Origin of the sequence: Comamonas aquatica (genome assembly GCF_018064205.1) — a bacterium.
Taxonomy (GTDB): Bacteria; Pseudomonadota; Gammaproteobacteria; order Burkholderiales; family Burkholderiaceae_C; genus Comamonas; species Comamonas aquatica.
This window is the reverse complement of record NZ_CP072916.1, coordinates 2,239,682-2,256,045: the sequence shown is the minus strand read 5'-3', so window position 1 is coordinate 2,256,045 and position 16,364 is coordinate 2,239,682. Positions and strand designations below refer to the sequence as shown.

General features: G+C 64.8%; 16 protein-coding genes. 14 read left to right on the top strand and 2 right to left on the bottom strand.

Annotated elements, in window-relative coordinates:
- Positions 1-160: 160 nt before the first annotated feature.
- Entirely contained in the window at positions 161-1,399 is a 1,239-nt protein-coding gene (gene gltS, locus KAQ61_RS10720; RefSeq protein WP_183301868.1) for a sodium/glutamate symporter, read from the bottom strand.
- Between the two features lie 111 nt (positions 1,400-1,510).
- Between gltS and KAQ61_RS10715 the strand changes: the two genes are divergently transcribed.
- A complete protein-coding gene (locus tag KAQ61_RS10715) occupies positions 1,511-1,759 on the top strand; it encodes a hypothetical protein (RefSeq protein ID WP_210929156.1) in 249 nt (82 codons plus the stop codon).
- A 172-nt stretch (positions 1,760-1,931) separates the two neighbouring features.
- Here KAQ61_RS10715 and KAQ61_RS10710 read toward each other — a convergent pair whose 3' ends face one another.
- Positions 1,932-3,467: a GGDEF domain-containing protein gene (locus KAQ61_RS10710; RefSeq protein ID WP_210929155.1), complete on the bottom strand. Its 1,536-nt coding sequence runs from the start codon at positions 3,465-3,467 to the stop codon at positions 1,932-1,934.
- A 149-nt stretch (positions 3,468-3,616) separates the two neighbouring features.
- Between KAQ61_RS10710 and surE the strand changes: the two genes are divergently transcribed.
- The 13 genes from surE to KAQ61_RS10645 all read left to right on the top strand — a co-directional run bounded on the left by surE (position 3,617) and on the right by KAQ61_RS10645 (position 16,307).
- Positions 3,617-4,405, top strand: a complete 789-nt coding sequence (gene surE, locus KAQ61_RS10705) for a 5'/3'-nucleotidase SurE (protein WP_043386562.1) — start codon at positions 3,617-3,619, stop codon at positions 4,403-4,405.
- Positions 4,402-5,190 carry a protein-L-isoaspartate(D-aspartate) O-methyltransferase gene (locus KAQ61_RS10700; RefSeq protein ID WP_183301864.1) on the top strand — a complete coding sequence of 263 codons (789 nt, stop codon included), beginning with the start codon at positions 4,402-4,404 and terminating at the stop codon, positions 5,188-5,190. Before surE ends, KAQ61_RS10700 begins: the two co-directional genes overlap by 4 nt.
- Positions 5,191-5,203: 13 nt before the next feature.
- Complete coding sequence (locus KAQ61_RS10695; RefSeq protein WP_210929154.1) at positions 5,204-6,067, top strand: peptidoglycan DD-metalloendopeptidase family protein; 864 nt, start codon at positions 5,204-5,206, stop codon at positions 6,065-6,067.
- A gap of 96 nt (positions 6,068-6,163) precedes the next feature.
- Positions 6,164-7,177, top strand: coding sequence for an RluA family pseudouridine synthase (locus KAQ61_RS10690; protein WP_210929153.1), 1,014 nt, complete (start codon positions 6,164-6,166; stop codon positions 7,175-7,177).
- Between the two features lie 117 nt (positions 7,178-7,294).
- Positions 7,295-8,005 carry an SMC-Scp complex subunit ScpB gene (gene scpB / locus KAQ61_RS10685; RefSeq protein WP_210929152.1) on the top strand — a complete coding sequence of 237 codons (711 nt, stop codon included), beginning with the start codon at positions 7,295-7,297 and terminating at the stop codon, positions 8,003-8,005.
- 74 nt (positions 8,006-8,079) lie between these two features.
- Positions 8,080-9,330, top strand: coding sequence for a 23S rRNA pseudouridine(2605) synthase RluB (gene rluB / locus KAQ61_RS10680; RefSeq protein WP_244982865.1), 1,251 nt, complete (start codon positions 8,080-8,082; stop codon positions 9,328-9,330).
- Positions 9,331-9,436: 106 nt separating this feature from the next.
- Positions 9,437-9,862, top strand: coding sequence for a nucleoside-diphosphate kinase (gene ndk / locus KAQ61_RS10675; protein ID WP_042415683.1), 426 nt, complete (start codon positions 9,437-9,439; stop codon positions 9,860-9,862).
- 88 nt (positions 9,863-9,950) lie between these two features.
- The gene (gene rlmN / locus KAQ61_RS10670; RefSeq protein WP_210929150.1) at positions 9,951-11,075 is read left to right on the top strand and encodes a dual-specificity RNA methyltransferase RlmN; all 1,125 of its coding nucleotides are present in this window, start codon (positions 9,951-9,953) and stop codon (positions 11,073-11,075) included.
- 46 nt (positions 11,076-11,121) lie between these two features.
- Positions 11,122-11,928 carry a tetratricopeptide repeat protein gene (locus KAQ61_RS10665; protein ID WP_210929149.1) on the top strand — a complete coding sequence of 269 codons (807 nt, stop codon included), beginning with the start codon at positions 11,122-11,124 and terminating at the stop codon, positions 11,926-11,928.
- The gene (locus KAQ61_RS10660; RefSeq protein ID WP_210929148.1) at positions 11,921-12,910 is read left to right on the top strand and encodes a helix-turn-helix domain-containing protein; all 990 of its coding nucleotides are present in this window, start codon (positions 11,921-11,923) and stop codon (positions 12,908-12,910) included. Before KAQ61_RS10665 ends, KAQ61_RS10660 begins: the two co-directional genes overlap by 8 nt.
- 3 nt (positions 12,911-12,913) lie before the next feature.
- A complete protein-coding gene (gene ispG / locus KAQ61_RS10655) occupies positions 12,914-14,185 on the top strand; it encodes a flavodoxin-dependent (E)-4-hydroxy-3-methylbut-2-enyl-diphosphate synthase (RefSeq protein WP_045267103.1) in 1,272 nt (423 codons plus the stop codon).
- Positions 14,186-14,311: 126 nt separating this feature from the next.
- The gene (gene hisS, locus KAQ61_RS10650) at positions 14,312-15,607 is read left to right on the top strand and encodes a histidine--tRNA ligase (RefSeq protein WP_210929147.1); all 1,296 of its coding nucleotides are present in this window, start codon (positions 14,312-14,314) and stop codon (positions 15,605-15,607) included.
- A gap of 19 nt (positions 15,608-15,626) precedes the next feature.
- Entirely contained in the window at positions 15,627-16,307 is a 681-nt protein-coding gene (locus KAQ61_RS10645; RefSeq protein WP_042415674.1) for a YfgM family protein, read from the top strand.
- The last annotated feature ends 57 nt before the right edge of the window (positions 16,308-16,364 follow it).

Genomic DNA, 16,364 nt, shown 5'->3' with positions numbered 1-16,364 from the left:
CTTGGTGGGTGGGAATGCCTGCAGTGTGCGTGAAAACAGCGCGCTTGGCTGTAGGTCTGCCACGCAGCTATCGGCGGCGTGCCGCCTGGATGGGGACACACCGCCGAGTGCTGGCAGACCACTCCGGTGCGAGGCCTGTGGCTGCGCCCGGGGCGGGTGCTTAACGCACCAGGTTGATGGCGGCCTGGATCAGGAAGGCGTTCACGATGTCGATGAAGAAGGCGCCCACCAGTGGCACGATCAGGAAGGCCTTGTGCGAGGGGCCGTACTGGTTGGTGATGGCCTGCATGTTGGCGATGGCCGTGGGCGTGGAGCCCATGCCGAAGCCCACTTGGCCGGCCGCCAGCAGGGCCGCGTCGTAGTCCTTGCCCATGGCGCGGAAGGTGATCCAGTAGGCGAACAAGGCCATGGCCAGCGTCTGCGCCACCATGATGATCAGCAGCGGCGCGGCCAGATCGGCCAGTTCCCACAGGCGCATGGACAGCAGGGCCATGGCCAGGTACAGCGACAGGGCGGCATTGCCGAAGACGTCGATGGCGCGGTCGAAGACCTTGAAGCCGAAGATGTAGTCCAGCACGTTGCGGATGATCACGCCGCCACCTAGGCACCACACGAAGGTGGGCATCTGGAAGGCAGTACCCGCGGTCAGGTTGCGCATCAGCTCGCCAAAGGCCAGGCAGCCGGCGAACAGGGCCATGGTTTCGATGGCGGCATCGGCGGTGATCAGGCGGGGGGCCTTGTTCGGCGTTTCAAAGTTCAGGGCATCGCTGCCTTCGACGACGGGGGGCAGGTCCTCGCGGGTCTGCTCGCTCAGGCTGCGTGGCTTGGCCAGCTTGTAGCGGGTGACCAGGCGCTTGGCCAGGGGGCCGCCCATGATCGAGCCGATGACCAGGCCGAAGGTGGCGCAGGCGATGCCCAGCGTCGTGGCGCCGGTCAGGCCGTATTCCTTTTCCAGCACCGGGCCCCAGGCGCCGGCCGTGCCGTGGCCGCCCACCAGGGTGATGGAGCCCGCGACGATGCCGATCAAGGGGTCCAGCCCCACGGCGGCCGCAATGCCCATGCCCACGCCGTTCTGCACGACGATGAAGCCGGAGATCACCACCAGGAAGACCACCAGGCCGATGCCGCCTTCGCGCAGCTTGGCGAAGTTGGCGCTCAGGCCGATCGACGAGAAGAACACCAGCATGAAGGCGGTCTGCAGGTCGGTGGCGAAGCCGAAGGTCCAGCCCAGCGAGAGGTTCAGCGTCAGGATGACTGCGGCCACCACCAGACCGCCGGCCACGGGCTCGGGGATGTTGTAGTCGCGCAGGAAGCGGATGCGCGAGACCAGGAGCTTGCCCAGCAGCAGCACCAGCACGGCGAGGATGAGCGTGTAATACGCACTGAAGTTCACATGCATGAAGGGTCCTCTTTCACAAGAAGCAGCAAAGCGACTGTCCATGTCCGGCTGCAGCAGGGACATGACCAAAAGCGCTTAAGTTGGAAGGTCAAAGACTTGTGACTGCCAGTTATGCGTGATGCATATATCTGCAGCTATCAAGCAGATAGCTGGAAGCGCATTGAAATGAAGCGCTGTCTGGCAAATGTCTTTGGATTTTTTGAAAAGCCATCTATGACTTTTCGAGATGTGACTGTCCTGCCGCAGGGGCAGAACGTCCTGCGCGCGGACTATGCACCAAGATGTGCGCTAGCGCTTGCTGATTGCGGGTTTTCCCTGTTGCATTCTGGGAATGCGATGGGAGCTATCTGCGAAATGTGATAGCAGTTTTGTACCAGACGCCGGGGCGCTGCGTGGCCCATGGCCTGTGGATCGCGCAGGTGCGGGCTGTGCGCCGCAGTGGGCACTGGCGCACCCTGTGCACCAGCGTGGTGCAATGCCATGCAGCGGGTGGGGCTGAAGGCGGCACGCGGCGCGCCTTCGCCAGCGGTGATTAGGACAGTGCCACGCGGGCACGTCCCATGCGCTGGGCCTGTTCGCAGGTCTGGGTGGCCCGTGCCAGGGCTTCGGCCGGGGTCTCGGAGCTGCGCACGGCGATCAGCCCGGCGCTGAAACTCAATCCCAGCTTGTGTTCGGCATGCAACAGCGGGCGCTGCGCCAGCTCGGTCTGTAGGCGTGCCAGCGCCTGGGCGGCATCACCGGGGTCGGTGGCCGGAAAGACGATGGCGAACTGCAGGTCATTCACCCGCCCCAGGGCATCCTGCGGGCGCAGGGTGCTGCGCACCAGCCGCGCCACATGGGTCAGTGCGGCCAGCTCGGCCGGCGGCAGGTCCTGGCTGGGCAGGTCCGTGGCCGCCAGCGGGTCCAGCTGCAGCGTGGCCAGGCTGACATGCTGCGCATGGCGCTGGGTGCGGGCCACTTCCGCCTGCAGGGTTTCCTGCAGACCCTGCAGGTTCAGGGCGCCCGTCAGTGGGTCGTGGCGGGTGCTGCTCTCGAACTGGGTCAGGATGTCGGTCAGCTCGGCAATCTTGCGCTCCTGGGCCAGGGCCTGGGCGCGCAGATCTTCCAGCTGGGCCTGGGCCATGCGGTTTTCGGTAGCCAGGGCATGGCCGGACTGGACCACGGATTCCAGCACCTGCGCCAGGCTGCCCAGGTCCTGGGTCTGCTGGATCTGCTGGGCGCAGTCCTGCAAGGCCTCGGCGTGGGTGGCGCTGAGCTTGCCCAGACTGGCCAGCTGGCTGGTGTGCTCGCCCAGCAGCTGCTTGAGCTGCTGGTAGGCATCGTTGCGCGCGCCTTCGATCTGCAGGTGGCGGAACAGCAGGTTCTTCAGGTGCGTCTGCATCGTGTCGAGCTGTGCCAGGGTCCAGGGTTGCTGGATGGCGATCGTCAGCGCCTGGGCCTGTTGCTGCAGGGTCTGGTCCTGCGCGGCGATGGCGGCGATGTGCTCGGCCACCATGCGCAGCATGGCCAGCATGCTCTGCCGGCGCTGCGCCTGGTCCTCGGCGGTGAAGGACAGCCGGTAGCTGTAGTTGTGCAGCATTTGCTCCAGCGCGGGCAGCGGCGGCGGCGCGGTGCGCAAAAAAGTGGCCAACTGGTCGGTCAGCTCGTGCATGCGCTGGTCTTCATCGCCCAGCACGGCCAGGGTGCTTTCCATCATGCGCGCCATCTGGTCGGCCAGGGCCGGGGGCAGGACGTGCACGGTCTCGGTCACGGGGCCGGGTGGGGGTAGCAAGGTGGAATTGCCCAGGTCCAGCTTGGCGAAGCTGGCAATGGCGCTTTGCAGGCCGGTCCAGTCTTCGGCTTCCACCGCTGCGGCAAACTCGTGGGTGATGCGTTTTTGCGCCGGGGTCTGGGTGGGCAAAATGCTGGCGATGCGGCGCAGCGGTGGCTTGGGGAAGGGTAGCTTGGGCAGCAGGCCGGCGACTTCTTCGTAGATGGCCTGGTAATTTTCCGGGGTGGGGGGCAGCCGGCGCGAAGCCAGCAGCTTCAAGGTGTCGCGTGCAATTTCAGCGGGTGAGAGGGCGGCCACAGCAATGCCTTCTAGTTATGGGGTGGATTTCAGGAGTGTGCCGAATTTCGGGGCGGTCTCGCGGCCCAGAGGGTGTGTAAGTGTGCCCTCATACTCCGCTGGAGATTGTCTGGATGCCACCTACAATCGGTGTAATCTGTTTAGAGCCCATGAAGATTCTCATTTCCAACGACGACGGTTATCAGGCCCCCGGCATCGTCGCGCTGCACGCTGCCTTGACTTCCATTGAGGGGGTGGAAGCCGAGGTCGTCGCCCCCGAGCACAACAACAGCGCCAAGTCGAATGCGCTGACACTGCATTCTCCGCTGTACGTGCACCGTGGCGCGAATGGCTTTCGCTATGTCAACGGAACCCCCGCGGATTGCGTGCACATCGCCATGACCGGCTTGCTGGGCTACCGCCCGGACCTGGTGGTCTCCGGCATCAACAACGGCGCCAACATGGGTGACGACACCATCTACTCCGGCACGGTGGGCGCCGCGATGGAGGGCTACCTGTTTGGCGTGCCCGCCATCGCCTTCTCCCAGGTGCAACGCGACTGGGTCGAGCTGCAGGCGGCCGCGCAGAAGGCCAAGCAGATCGTGCAGCAGATGCTGCAGCAGCAACTGGTGGGCCAGGCCCCCTGGCTGCTCAACGTGAATATTCCCAATCTGCCGCTGGAGCAGATGGGGGGCGTCAAGCTGTGTCGCCTGGGGCGCCGCCATTCGGCCGAGCCCGTGATCACCCAGGTCAGCCCGCGCGGAGAGACCATGTACTGGATCGGCAGCGCGGGCGCGGCCAAGGACGATGCGGAGGGGACGGATTTCCATGCCACCGCCCAGGGTCATGTGTCCATGACGCCGCTGAAGGTGGACCTGACGGACCATGAGCATTTGGTCTATTGGGCGCAGACGGCTTCCCGCCTGGATGGCAGCGCAGGTGCGAGGGCCGCGGCATGAACCAACCCAAGCGGCCCGGTTTCCCGGCATGGATTGCGTCCTCCGCGGCGCCCAAACCTGCAGCAGGTGCGCGCACGCCCGTGGCGGCCGGCACCACCCAGCGCCCGGCGATGGCGCCCGTGGGGTGGGGGCTGGATTCGGTGGCTGTGCGCATGCGCATGGTGCAGCGGCTGGCGGCCTCGGGCATCCAGTCGCAGGCGGTGCTGTCTGCCATGGGTGGCGTGGAGCGGCACCTGTTTGTGGACAGTGCCCTGGTGAACCAGGCCTACGAAGACACCAGCTTGCCGATCGGCTTGCAGCAGACCATCTCCAAGCCCAGCGTGGTGGCCCGCATGATCGAGCTGCTGGAAGGCGCCGAGTGCGCGCGTGCTCCGGGAGGCTTGGGGCGCGTGCTGGAAATCGGCACCGGCTGCGGCTACCAGGCTGCGGTGCTGGGGCGCGTGGCGCGCGAGGTGTATTCCATCGAGCGGCTGCGCGGCCTGCATGAAAAAGCGCGGAACAATTTGCGGCCGCTGCGACTCAGGAATGTGCACCTGTTGTTTGGTGACGGAATGCAAGGGTATGCGCAAGGTGCACCCTACGCGGGCATCATTGCGGCCGCGGGCGGCGATGCCGTCCCCCAGGCATGGCTGGATCAGCTGGCCGTGGGAGGGCGTCTGGTTGCGCCCATGGTGAGAAATGCCGGTCAGCAGGTGCTGCTGGTGATCGATAAAACGTTGCACGGGTTTACGGAATCCGTGCTCGAGGCAGTGCACTTTGTCCCCCTAAAATCGGGGATTGCCTGAAAGGGAAATGAATATGTTGTTATCGCGAGGTCTTGGTTCTTTGGGTGCGGTCTTGGTGGTTGGCGGATTGCTGGTGGGGTGCGCTCAGGTGAACAAGGCTCCGGTGGAAGACCGTGGTGGCTGGGGCGGTGGGTCCGCTGCGCGCGTTGACCCTGCCACGCTGCCTGGTGCAGAGAATGCGGGCAAGCCGGGTTACTACACGGTGCAGCCTGGTGATACCTTGATCCGGATCGGCCTGGAGCACGGTCAAAGCTGGAAGGACATTGCGCGCTGGAGCAATCTGTCCAATCCCGACCTGATCGAAGTGGGTCAGGTGGTGCGCGTGGTGCCGCCAGGGGGCGCGGATGGTGAAGGTGCCCGCCCCGTGGTCAGCACCAAGGTGCAGGCGACGCCCTTGCCGCCGGCCGGCAGCTCGGGCAGCGCAGCGCCCGCACCTGCTCCAACGCCCACACCCGTGGCGACCCCTCCGTCCGACGCGGCGAAGAATGGTTCGGTGGGCGGCGATGCCAGCGGTCTGGGCTTCATCTGGCCCGCTGCGGGTCCGGTGATTGCCGGCTTCAACGAGTCGACCAACAAGGGGGTGGATATTGCCGGCAAGGCTGGCGATCCCGTGATGGCCGCCGCCGATGGCCGTGTGGTGTATTCGGGGGCTGGCCTGCGCGGCTATGGGCATCTGATCATCCTCAAGCACAACAACACCTACCTGACGGCCTACGCCCACAACCAGAAGCTGCTGGTCAAGGAAGACCAGAATGTGAAGAAGGGGCAAAAGATTGCGGAGATGGGCAACAGCGATGCCGACCGCGTCAAGCTGCACTTCGAGGTGCGCCGTCAAGGCAAGCCGGTCGACCCTTCGCGCTATCTGCCTGCACGTTGATGTGCGGCCGGAGGTCTGTCGGATCTCTGGTGCAAATGCCCGGTGCAACCCGCACCGGGCATTTTTGTTTTGACATCTTTTGACCCAGGAGCTGGTGTGAGCGAAACGTCCTTGCCCCCCGATCATGACCTGTCCGTTGAGGACGATGCCGCCGACGTGGAGGTCGCGACGACGGAGGTGGAGTTGCGCGTGCTGCAGGTGTCCCTGGAGCAGCACGGCAACCGGCTGGACAAGGCGCTGGTGGACCTGGTGCCGGAGTTCTCGCGCAGCTATCTGCAGCAGTTGCTGGCGCAGGAGGCCGTGCAGGTCAATGACCGCCGGGTGACTAAGGCCTCGCACAAGGTCAAGCTGGGTGATGTGCTGGCGGTGGAGATGCGTCCTACGGCGCAAAGCCAGTCCTTCCGGGCGGAGGCGATGGCGCTGGACGTTGTCTACGAGGATGAGCACCTGCTGGTGGTCAACAAGCCGGCCGGTCTGGTGGTCCACCCGGCGCCAGGCAACTGGAGCGGCACCTTGCTGAACGGCTTGCTGGCCCACCATGCCGGAGCAGCGGCCGTGCCGCGCGCCGGCATCGTGCACCGTCTGGACAAAGACACCAGCGGTCTGATGGTCGTCGCCAAGACGCGTGCCACCATGGACGCGTTGGTGGCCTTGATTGCACGCCGCGACGTCAGTCGACGCTATCTGGCCCTGGCGCACAAGCACTGGAGCGGCCCGGAGCTGCAGGCGGTGAATGCGCCGATCGGGCGCGATCCGCGCAACCGCCTGCGCATGGCGGTGGTGGATCTGGCGCAGCATGCCGGCAAGGAAGCACGTACCGACATCACCTGCTGGGATACAACGCAGGCGCATTGTCTGGTGCATTGCAAGCTGCACACCGGGCGCACCCACCAGATCCGTGTGCACATGCTTTCCTTGGGGCACCCCTTGGTGGCCGATGCCTTGTACGGGGGCGCGCAGGCCGGTGGCATGGTGCGGCAGGCACTGCATGCGTTTCGCCTGTCGTTCGCCCATCCGGTCACAGGCGCGAGCCTGGAGCTGGCGGCCGAGCCGCCTGCGGATTTCCTGCGGGCCATCGAAGAATTGGGCCTGCGCTACAATCCGTCCTGATTCTGAAGCTGGGCGCCTTGTGGGTGCCCATGCGATTGTTGGTGCACTTGCCCGTGAGGGTCCGGTCCATCTGTCTGCCATCCCCCTCTTTTGATGAGGCTATCCCGCGCTTGAACCATGCATACGGTTGACGCCAAACGGGTTCTGGAAACCGCTTTGATCTGTGCGCAGCAGCCTTTGCCGCTGCGGGATCTGCGCGCGCTGTTCGATGGCAACCTGGGGGCGGACACCCTCAAAGACTTGTTGCTGGGCCTGCAGCAGGAGTGGGTGGGGCGTGGGGTGGAACTGGTGCAGGTGGCCTCGGGCTGGCGTTTTCAAAGCCGCCCGGAAATGCGGGCCTTCCTCGACAAGCTGCACCCCGAGAAGCCTCCGCGCTACAGCCGTGCCGTGCTGGAGACCCTGGCCATCATCGCCTACCGTCAACCCGTGACGCGTGGCGATATCGAGGACATTCGCGGCGTGACGGTCAACAGCCTGATCATCAAGCAGCTGGAAGACCGTGGCTGGGTGGAAGAGATCGGTCACCGGGAAACGGTGGGGCGTCCCGCCTTGCTCGCCACAACGCGCCAGTTTCTGGATGATCTGGGGCTGAAGTCGCTCGATGAGCTGCCCATGCTGGATGAGCCGGAGGCACAGGCCACCTTGTTCTCCGCCCTGGATGCAGAGGCGGGCGACGCCGTGGTGGCGCAAGACCCTGCCGTAGCTGTGGACACCGCACCCGACGATCTGTTTGCCGAACCTGCGTTGCCCATGGACCAGGTGTTTGTGCCGGTGGAAGCGCCGGCTGCCGTGGATGCGGTGGACACCGGCGAGGCCGATCCCGCCTGAATCTGGGGCAAGTTGCCTCGTATTGAATGCAAGCGTCGTGCCGATAGGAATGGGCGGGCGCAGAAATGGAAATCATGACCAAAGAACACAAGCCTGCTCGCCGTGCGCCACGCAGCACCGAGCGCAAGCCACAGGTGGACCGTGCGTCCGCGCCCGAAGTGACAAATGCCCCTCAGCTCGTTTCGACGGATGTCTCGAATACCGAATCTGGCTACGATTTTGCGGCCGTGATTGCCGGGGAGCTGGATGCGGCCGAGACGCAGCCCGAGTCCGCGATGGTCAAACGCGTGCTCAAGCCCGAGGTGGAGTCGCCGAAGCTGCACAAGGTGCTGGCGCAGGCCGGCCTGGGCTCGCGCCTGGAGATGGAGCGCATGATTGTCGAGGGGCGTATCACCGTCAACAGCGAGCCAGCCCACGTGGGGCAGCGCATCCAGTTGGGTGACAGCATCAAGGTGGACGGCAAGCCCATCAAGGTGCGCATCGATCCACCGGCTGTGCGCGTGCTGGCTTACCACAAGCCGGCTGGTGAAGTGGTGACGTTGGATGATCCGCAAAACCGCCCCACCGTGTTTCGTCGTCTGCCCAAGCTGCACAACGGCAAGTGGCAGTCGGTCGGTCGCCTGGACTTGAACACCGAAGGCCTGTTGCTGTTCACCAGCTCGGGCACCCTGGCCAACAACCTGATGCACCCCCGCTTCGGCCTGGAGCGCGAGTACGCCGTGCGCGTGCTGGGTGCGTTGACCAAGGAAGAAAAGCAGCTGCTGACCAGTGGTGTGCAGCTGGAAGATGGCGAGGCCGCCTTCGGTTCCATCGAGGATGGCGGGGGTGAGGGCGCCAATGTCTGGTACCGCGTGACCATCTCCGAAGGCCGCAACCGTGAAGTGCGTCGCATGTTCGAAGCGGTGGGGCGCGCCGTCAGCCGCCTGATCCGTATCCGCTACGGCGCCATGCAGCTGCCCCGCGGCCTGCGCCGTGGCGCCTGGATGGAGCTGGACGAGCAGGACGTGCAGGCCTTGATCCAGGCCACCGGCATCGCCATGGCCAAGCCGCGCAAGCCTGTGCAGCAGGGCAGTGCGCGCCGCGAGTCGGATCGTGCCGGTTCACGTGCCAAGGCCCGGGTGACAGCCGCTGCAGAGGCGCGCGAGCTGCGTGCGCGGCGCAAGGCCAAGTCCGCGCCCAAGCGGACCAGCAACAACGACTACCAATTGCCGTCCGTTCAGCCGGATCCGTTGAAGACCTCGGTCGGCTACATCGGTCACGACAGCCTGGCGCGTGCTCGCGCACAGGCGAAGCGCAAGCCTGGCGCGCGGCGCGGCGGGCGCTGATTGGCTGGGCTAGGTCAGCGCTTTCTAGGGTTGCCCACTGGCCCGTTAGAATCAAGGGTTTTGCCGATACGGCAAAAAATCATTCCATTTTCACTAGGAAAACCAAATGGCTATCGAACGCACCCTCTCCATCATCAAGCCTGACGCCGTTGCCAAGAACGTGATCGGCCAAATCTACAGCCGTTTCGAAGGCGCTGGCCTGAAGATCGCCGCTGCCAAGCTGGTGCACCTGTCGCGCGCCGACGCCGAACAGTTCTACGCTGTGCACGCTGCCCGTCCTTTCTTCAAGGACCTGGTGGACTTCATGATCTCCGGCCCCGTGATGATCCAAGTGCTGGAAGGTGAAAACGCCATCCTGAAGAACCGCGAACTGATGGGCGCTACCGACCCCAAGAAGGCTGAAGCCGGCACCATCCGCGCTGACTTCGCTGACAGCATCGACGCCAACGCTGTGCACGGTTCGGACGCCGCTGAAACTGCTGCTGTCGAAGTGGCTTTCTTCTTCCCTGGCATGAACGTCTACGCACGTTAATACCATGTCTCCCATGCTGGCCGTGCTTGCTGTAACGGCGGCACCCCTGCATGGGAGTGCCGCCCTGTAAGTGGTCCAGGTACTGCATATGACCACGAATCTTTTGAATTTCGACCTCCAGGGGCTGACCGCATATTGCGAGTCGCTGGGGGAAAAACGTTTTCGCGCCACGCAGCTGTTCCGCTGGATCCACCAGCGCGGTGCCAGCGACTTCGACCAGATGACCGATCTGGCCAAGTCCCTGCGCGAAAAACTCAAGGGCAACGCCTGCATCGAAGGCCTGTCCGTCATCACCCAGCACGAATCGCAGGACGGCACCATCAAGTGGCTGTTCGACGTGGGGGATGGCAACGCGGTGGAATCGGTCTTCATCCCCGAGGATGATCGCGGCACGCTGTGCGTGTCGTCCCAGGCCGGTTGCGCCGTGGGTTGCCGTTTTTGCTCCACCGGCCACCAAGGCTTCAGCCGCAACCTGACCACGGGCGAAATCCTTGCCCAGCTGTGGTTCGCCGAGCATTTCCTGCGCAAGCACCTTAAGACCGATGAACGCGTCATCACCAATGTGGTGATGATGGGCATGGGCGAGCCCCTGCAGAACTACACGGCCCTGGTCCCCGCGCTGCGCACCATGCTGGACGACCATGCCTACGGCCTGTCGCGCCGCCGCGTGACCGTGTCGACGTCGGGCGTGGTGCCGATGATGGGCCGCCTGGCACAGGACTGTGCCGTGGCATTGGCAGTGTCGCTGCATGCGCCCAACGATCCCTTGCGCGAGAACCTGGTGCCCTTGAACAAGAAGTACCCGCTGGACGAGCTGATGCAGGCCTGCGTGCGTTATCTGGAATTTGCACCGCGCGACTTCATCACCTTCGAGTACTGCATGCTGGACGGCGTCAACGACCAGCCGGAGCATGCCCAGCAACTGATCGACCTGGTGCGCAAATACAGCCACCAGGGCAAGCCCTGGTGCAAGCTGAACCTGATACCGTTCAACCCCTTCCCGGCTTCCGGGTTGCTGCGGTCCTCGAATGCGGCGGTGACGGCCTTTGCCAAGGCGCTCAGCGATGCGGGCATCGTGACGACGGTGCGCAAAACCCGCGGGGATGACATCGATGCCGCCTGCGGGCAGCTCGCCGGCGATGTCAAGGACCGGACCCGGGCTGCGGAACGCATGGCAAAGCAACGTACCATACCGCTGACGCCCATTTCGTAACCGTTTCTTGACCGCAAGGATGTGCATGCCAGCCCCATTCATTCCCATGAAGCAGATATTCAGCAAGGCCCATCTGGGCGTGGGGGTGGTGGCAGCATGTATCTTGGCCGGGTGTGTGTCCACGCCGGCGGCAGTCAAGCCGGAGGCCATTCCCGGGTCTGCCGCCGAAACAGAGGTGCACCGCCTGGCCAAGACGCGCTTGCAACTGGCGGCCTTGCACTTTGAGGAAGGCCGCGCCGAAGTGGCGCTGGGCGAAATTGCCCAGGCGCTGCAGGCCTACCCCCGTTACGTCGATGCCTTCAACCTGCAAGGCTGGATCTACCTGAGCCTGCAGGACTACAAGAATGCGCACCAGAGCTTTGTGCAGGCCCTGGCCCTGCGCCCCGGCGATGCCGACAGCCTGTACAACCTGGGCTGGGTGCAGTGCCTGCAAAAGCAATTCGCGGTGGCCGATGGCAATTTCGATGCTGCCTTGGGTGCGCCGCGTGTCAGCGGCCAATCGGTGGCACGCATCTGGCTAGCCAAGGGGGTGTGCCTGCGCCAAGCTGGTCAGATCGACAAGGCCTTGCAGGCGCTGGAAAAAGCCAACGAAATCGAGCCGGGCAGCCCTGCGGTTGCCTACAATTTTGCCGATGCCCTGCTGGCGCAGGGTGAGGCCGAGCGTGCGCGCTTCTATGTGCGTCGCATCAACAATGGGCAATGGGCATCGGCGCAGTCGCTGTGGCTGGGCATCAAGGTGGAGCGCAGCCTGGGGGACCGGGTGGCGATGCGGCAATTGGCGGATCAATTACATAAGCGATTCCCTGACTCCAAGGAATGGCAACGGTTTGAGCGGGGAGCGTTTGATGACTGAGGTGGTGGATGTGAGCAACGCAGAGCAACAAGTTGGTGGCGGCACGGGCACGCTGCCCAGCAGCAGTGCGGGGCAGATGCTGCGCCAGGCGCGTGAGCAGCGACAGGTGTCGCTGCAATCCTTGGCGGGCGCACTCAAGGTACCGGCACACAAGCTGCAGGCCCTGGAGGAAGACCGCTGGGACTTGCTCACGGATTCGGTGTTCACGCGTTCGCTGGCACTCAGCGTGTGCCGGGTGCTGCAGATTCCTTCGGCGCCGGTGATGGCCGGCCTGCCCAAGCACGAGGCGGCCAAGCTGGCGTCCAACCCCGAGGGCATCAACACGCCGTTCAAGGAAAAGACGCTGCGCTCCCTGATGTCGCCCACGCAGGACAGTGGCTCCGGCAGTGCGGTGAAACTGGGGATCGCCGTGCTGATTGCCGCCATCGGTGGCGCCGGCCTGTATTTCCTGCCGCAGTGGCAGGAAGCCCAGGACGCGGCCGGCGGCGAGACCTCTCTGAGCGAGGCCGCCCCCGCTGAGCCGCTGTTCATGCCTGCCCCCGAAGCCGCAGCACCTGCAGCCACCGAGGCTGCACCTGCTGCGGAGGCGGCCCCCGCCGTGGCGGAAAAGGCCGTGGCCCCTTCGGCTGCTGCGCCAGCCGCCCCTGCACCCAGCAGCGCCGCCGAGCCTGCCGCGGCACCTGTGGCCACCCCTGCCACGCCGGCTGCGACAGCCGCTGCCGCCGCAGCTCCGGCGGCAAATGGCATGCAACTGCGTTTCACCGCGAATGCCGAGAGCTGGGTACAGGTGCGCGATGCGCAGCAGCGCGTGGTGATGGAAAAGATTTTGAAGTCTGGCGATGTGTTTGAGGACACGGCCGCCGGACGGCCTCTGCACGTGGTGGTGGGCAATGCCGGCGCCACCACCTTGCAGATTGATGGCGCTGCATTCGATCTGGCCGCTGCGGCCAAGAACAATGTGGCCCGGTTCGAGGTGAAGTAACAAGTGTCTGACAACACATTCCAGGCGTCGCCGATCGCGCTCGCTGCCCCGCTGCCCCGCCGCAGCCGCCAGGCCCGTGTGGTGTGGCGCAACAACGTGGTCACTGTCGGGGGCGATGCGCCCGTGCGCGTGCAGTCCATGACCAACACCGACACGGTGGATGCGGTGGAAACCGCCATCCAGGTGCGCCAGCTGGCGCAGGCCGGCTCGGAGATGGTGCGCATCACCGTCAACACGCCGGAGGCGGCGGCGGCCGTGCCCTACATCCGCGAGCAGCTGGACCGCATGGGCGAGTACGTGCCGCTGGTGGGCGACTTCCACTACAACGGCCACCGCCTGCTGACCGATTACCCGGCCTGTGCCGAGGCGCTGTCCAAGTACCGCATCAACCCCGGCAACGTGGGCAAGGGCGAGAAGAAGGACAAGCAGTTCGGCCAGATGATCGAGATCGCCGCCAAATACGACAAGGCGGTGCGCATCGGCGTGAACTGGGGCTCGCTGGACCAGGAAATCATGGCCGAGCTGATGGATGCGAATAGCCGGCGCGCCCAGCCCTGGGAAACGCGCCAGGTCATGTACGAGGCGCTGATCACCTCGGCCATCACCTCGGCCGAGCTGGCCCAGAGCATCGGGCTGAACCCTGACAACATCATCCTGTCCTGCAAGGTCAGCGGGGTGCAGGATCTGATTGCCGTGTACCGCGAGCTGGCGCGCCGCTGCGACTACGCGCTGCACCTGGGCCTGACCGAAGCCGGCATGGGCACCAAGGGCACGGTGGCGTCGACCGCCGCGCTGGCCGTGCTGCTGCAAGAAGGCATTGGCGACACCATCCGCGTCTCGCTCACGCCCCAGCCGGGCGAAGCGCGCACGCAGGAGGTGGTCGTGGCCTCGGAAATTCTGCAAAGCCTGGGCCTGCGCGTGTTCGTGCCCAGCGTGACGGCCTGCCCCGGTTGCGGCCGCACCACCAGCACCACCTTCCAGGAGCTGGCCAAGCAGATCGACGACTACCTGCGCGGCCAGATGCCAGTGTGGCGCATGAAGTACCCGGGCGTGGAGGCGATGAAGGTGGCCGTCATGGGCTGCATCGTCAATGGACCGGGCGAGAGCAAGCATGCCGACATCGGCATCAGCCTGCCGGGCAATGGCGAGGCGCCCGCAGCGCCGGTGTTCATCGACGGCGAAAAAGCCATGACGCTGCGCGGGGAGGGGATTGCGCAGGAGTTCCAGGGCATCGTCGAGTCCTATGTGCAGCGCCGCTGGGGCGCAGGTGCTTGAATAAAACAATAGCTTTCAGCGCGCGTGTTTAAATACTTTCAACGTTAAAAGTTTCTGAAAACCGCGCTGAACCAGCGCAAACAGCTCTTCTTTTTGAAGAGCTGTATTTTTGGTGAGATTTCTGAAGTGGCAAAGACCGACAAACTCTCCGCCGTCAAAGGCATGAACGACATCCTTCCCGGCGAGTCCGCCCGCTGGGAGTGGCTGGAAGCGCAGGTGCGCGATCTGATGGGGCGCTTTGCCTACCGCAACGTGCGCACGCCCATCGTCGAACACACGCAGCTGTTTGTGCGCGGCATCGGCGAGGTGACGGACATTGTCGAGAAGGAGATGTATTCCTTCGAGGACAAGCTCAACGGCGAGCGCCTGACGCTGCGCCCCGAAGGCACGGCCAGCCTGGTGCGCGCCACCATCGAGAACAACCTGCTGTACGACGGCGGCAAGCGCATGTGGTACATCGGCCCCATGTTCCGCCACGAGCGGCCGCAGCGCGGCCGCTACCGCCAGTTTCACCAGATCGGCGCCGAGGCCCTGGGCTTTGCCGGCCCCGACGTGGACGCCGAGTTGATCCTGCTGGCCGTGGCCCTGTGGAAGCGCCTGGGCCTGACCCAGTGGCGCCTGGAAATCAACAGCCTGGGCCAGCCCGAGGAGCGCAAGGCGCACCGCGAGGCGCTGATTGCCTACCTGGAGCAGCACACTGAGGTCATGGACGAAGAGGCCAAGCGCCGCATGTACAGCAACCCGCTGCGCGTGCTGGACACCAAGAACCCGGCCATGCAGGAGATGGTGAACGCAGCGCCCAAGCTGCTGGATTACCTGGGTGAGGCATCGTTGGCGCACTTTGACGGCCTGAAGGCCATCCTGGACGCGAATGGCGTGCCCTGGACGGTCAATCCCCGCCTGGTGCGCGGCCTGGACTACTACAACCTCAGCGTGTTCGAGTTCGTGACCGACCTGCTGGGCTCGCAAGGCACCATCTGTGCCGGTGGCCGTTACGACTACCTGATCGAGCAGGTCGGTGGCAAGCCGGCCCCGGCCGTGGGCTGGGCGCTGGGCGTGGAGCGTGTGCTGGAGCTGGTCAAGGAGCTGGGCACCGACATCCCCGAGCCTGGTCTGGACGTGTATGCCATCGTGCCCGATGCCGCCGCCATGCCCGTGGTGCTGCGCACCCTGACCCAGTTGCGCGATGCGGGCGTGCGTGCGCAGATGCACACGGCTGGCGCCGAGGGCATGGGCTCGATGAAGTCGCAGTTCAAGAAGGCCGACGGATCGGGCGCGCGCTTTGCGCTGATCTTCGGTGCCGACGAGCTGGCGCAGGGCCTGGTGACCGTCAAATCGCTGCGCGATGGACAGGGCGCCCAGGTGCAGCAGCCGCTGGCGCAGGTGGCCGATTGGGCCGCCACCCTACAATCTCAGGCTTGAATCTCTTACAACACCCAGTATGGCAACGCATCTCGACCTCGAAGAACAAGAGCAACTTGATCAGATCAAGCACTTCTGGAACAAGTGGGGCACCCCCATCACCGGCGTGGCCGTGATTGTGATGGGCGGCTTTGCCGCCTGGAATGGCTGGCAGATGTGGCAGCAGCGCCAGGCGGTGCAGGCCTCCGCCCTGGCCGATGTGGTGGCGGTGGCCGTGGAAAGCGGCGACCAGGCCCGCGTGGCCCAGGCGTTCGATGCCGTGAAGGCCGACTACGCCGGCACCCTGCAGGCTGGGCATGCCGCCTTGCTGGTGGCCCAGTCCTCCGTGAAGGCGGGCAAGCTGCCCGAGGCCAAGTCGGCCCTGCAATGGGTGGTGGACCACACCAAGGACGAGGGCTACCAGGCCACGGCCAAGCTGCGTCTGGCAGCGGTGCTGATGGAAGAAAAAGACCTGGAGGCCGCCGCAGCCGTGCTGCGTGGCAGCTTCCCTGCCGAATTCAAGGGCCTGGCGGCCGATCGCCTGGGGGATGTGCTGCAGCAGCAGGGCAAGACCAGCGAAGCGATCACAGCCTACCAGGAAGCCTGGAAGCTGCTGGACCCGCAGGTGGACTACCGCGCGCTGGTGGGCTTCAAGCTGAATGCATTGGGGGTGGCAACCTCTGAATCCGGAATGGCGACTTTGACGGAGACCAACAAGTGAATCACAACGCGCAACGCGATCAAGGACGAGTTTGGGGAGTGACCGTGCAGCGCACGG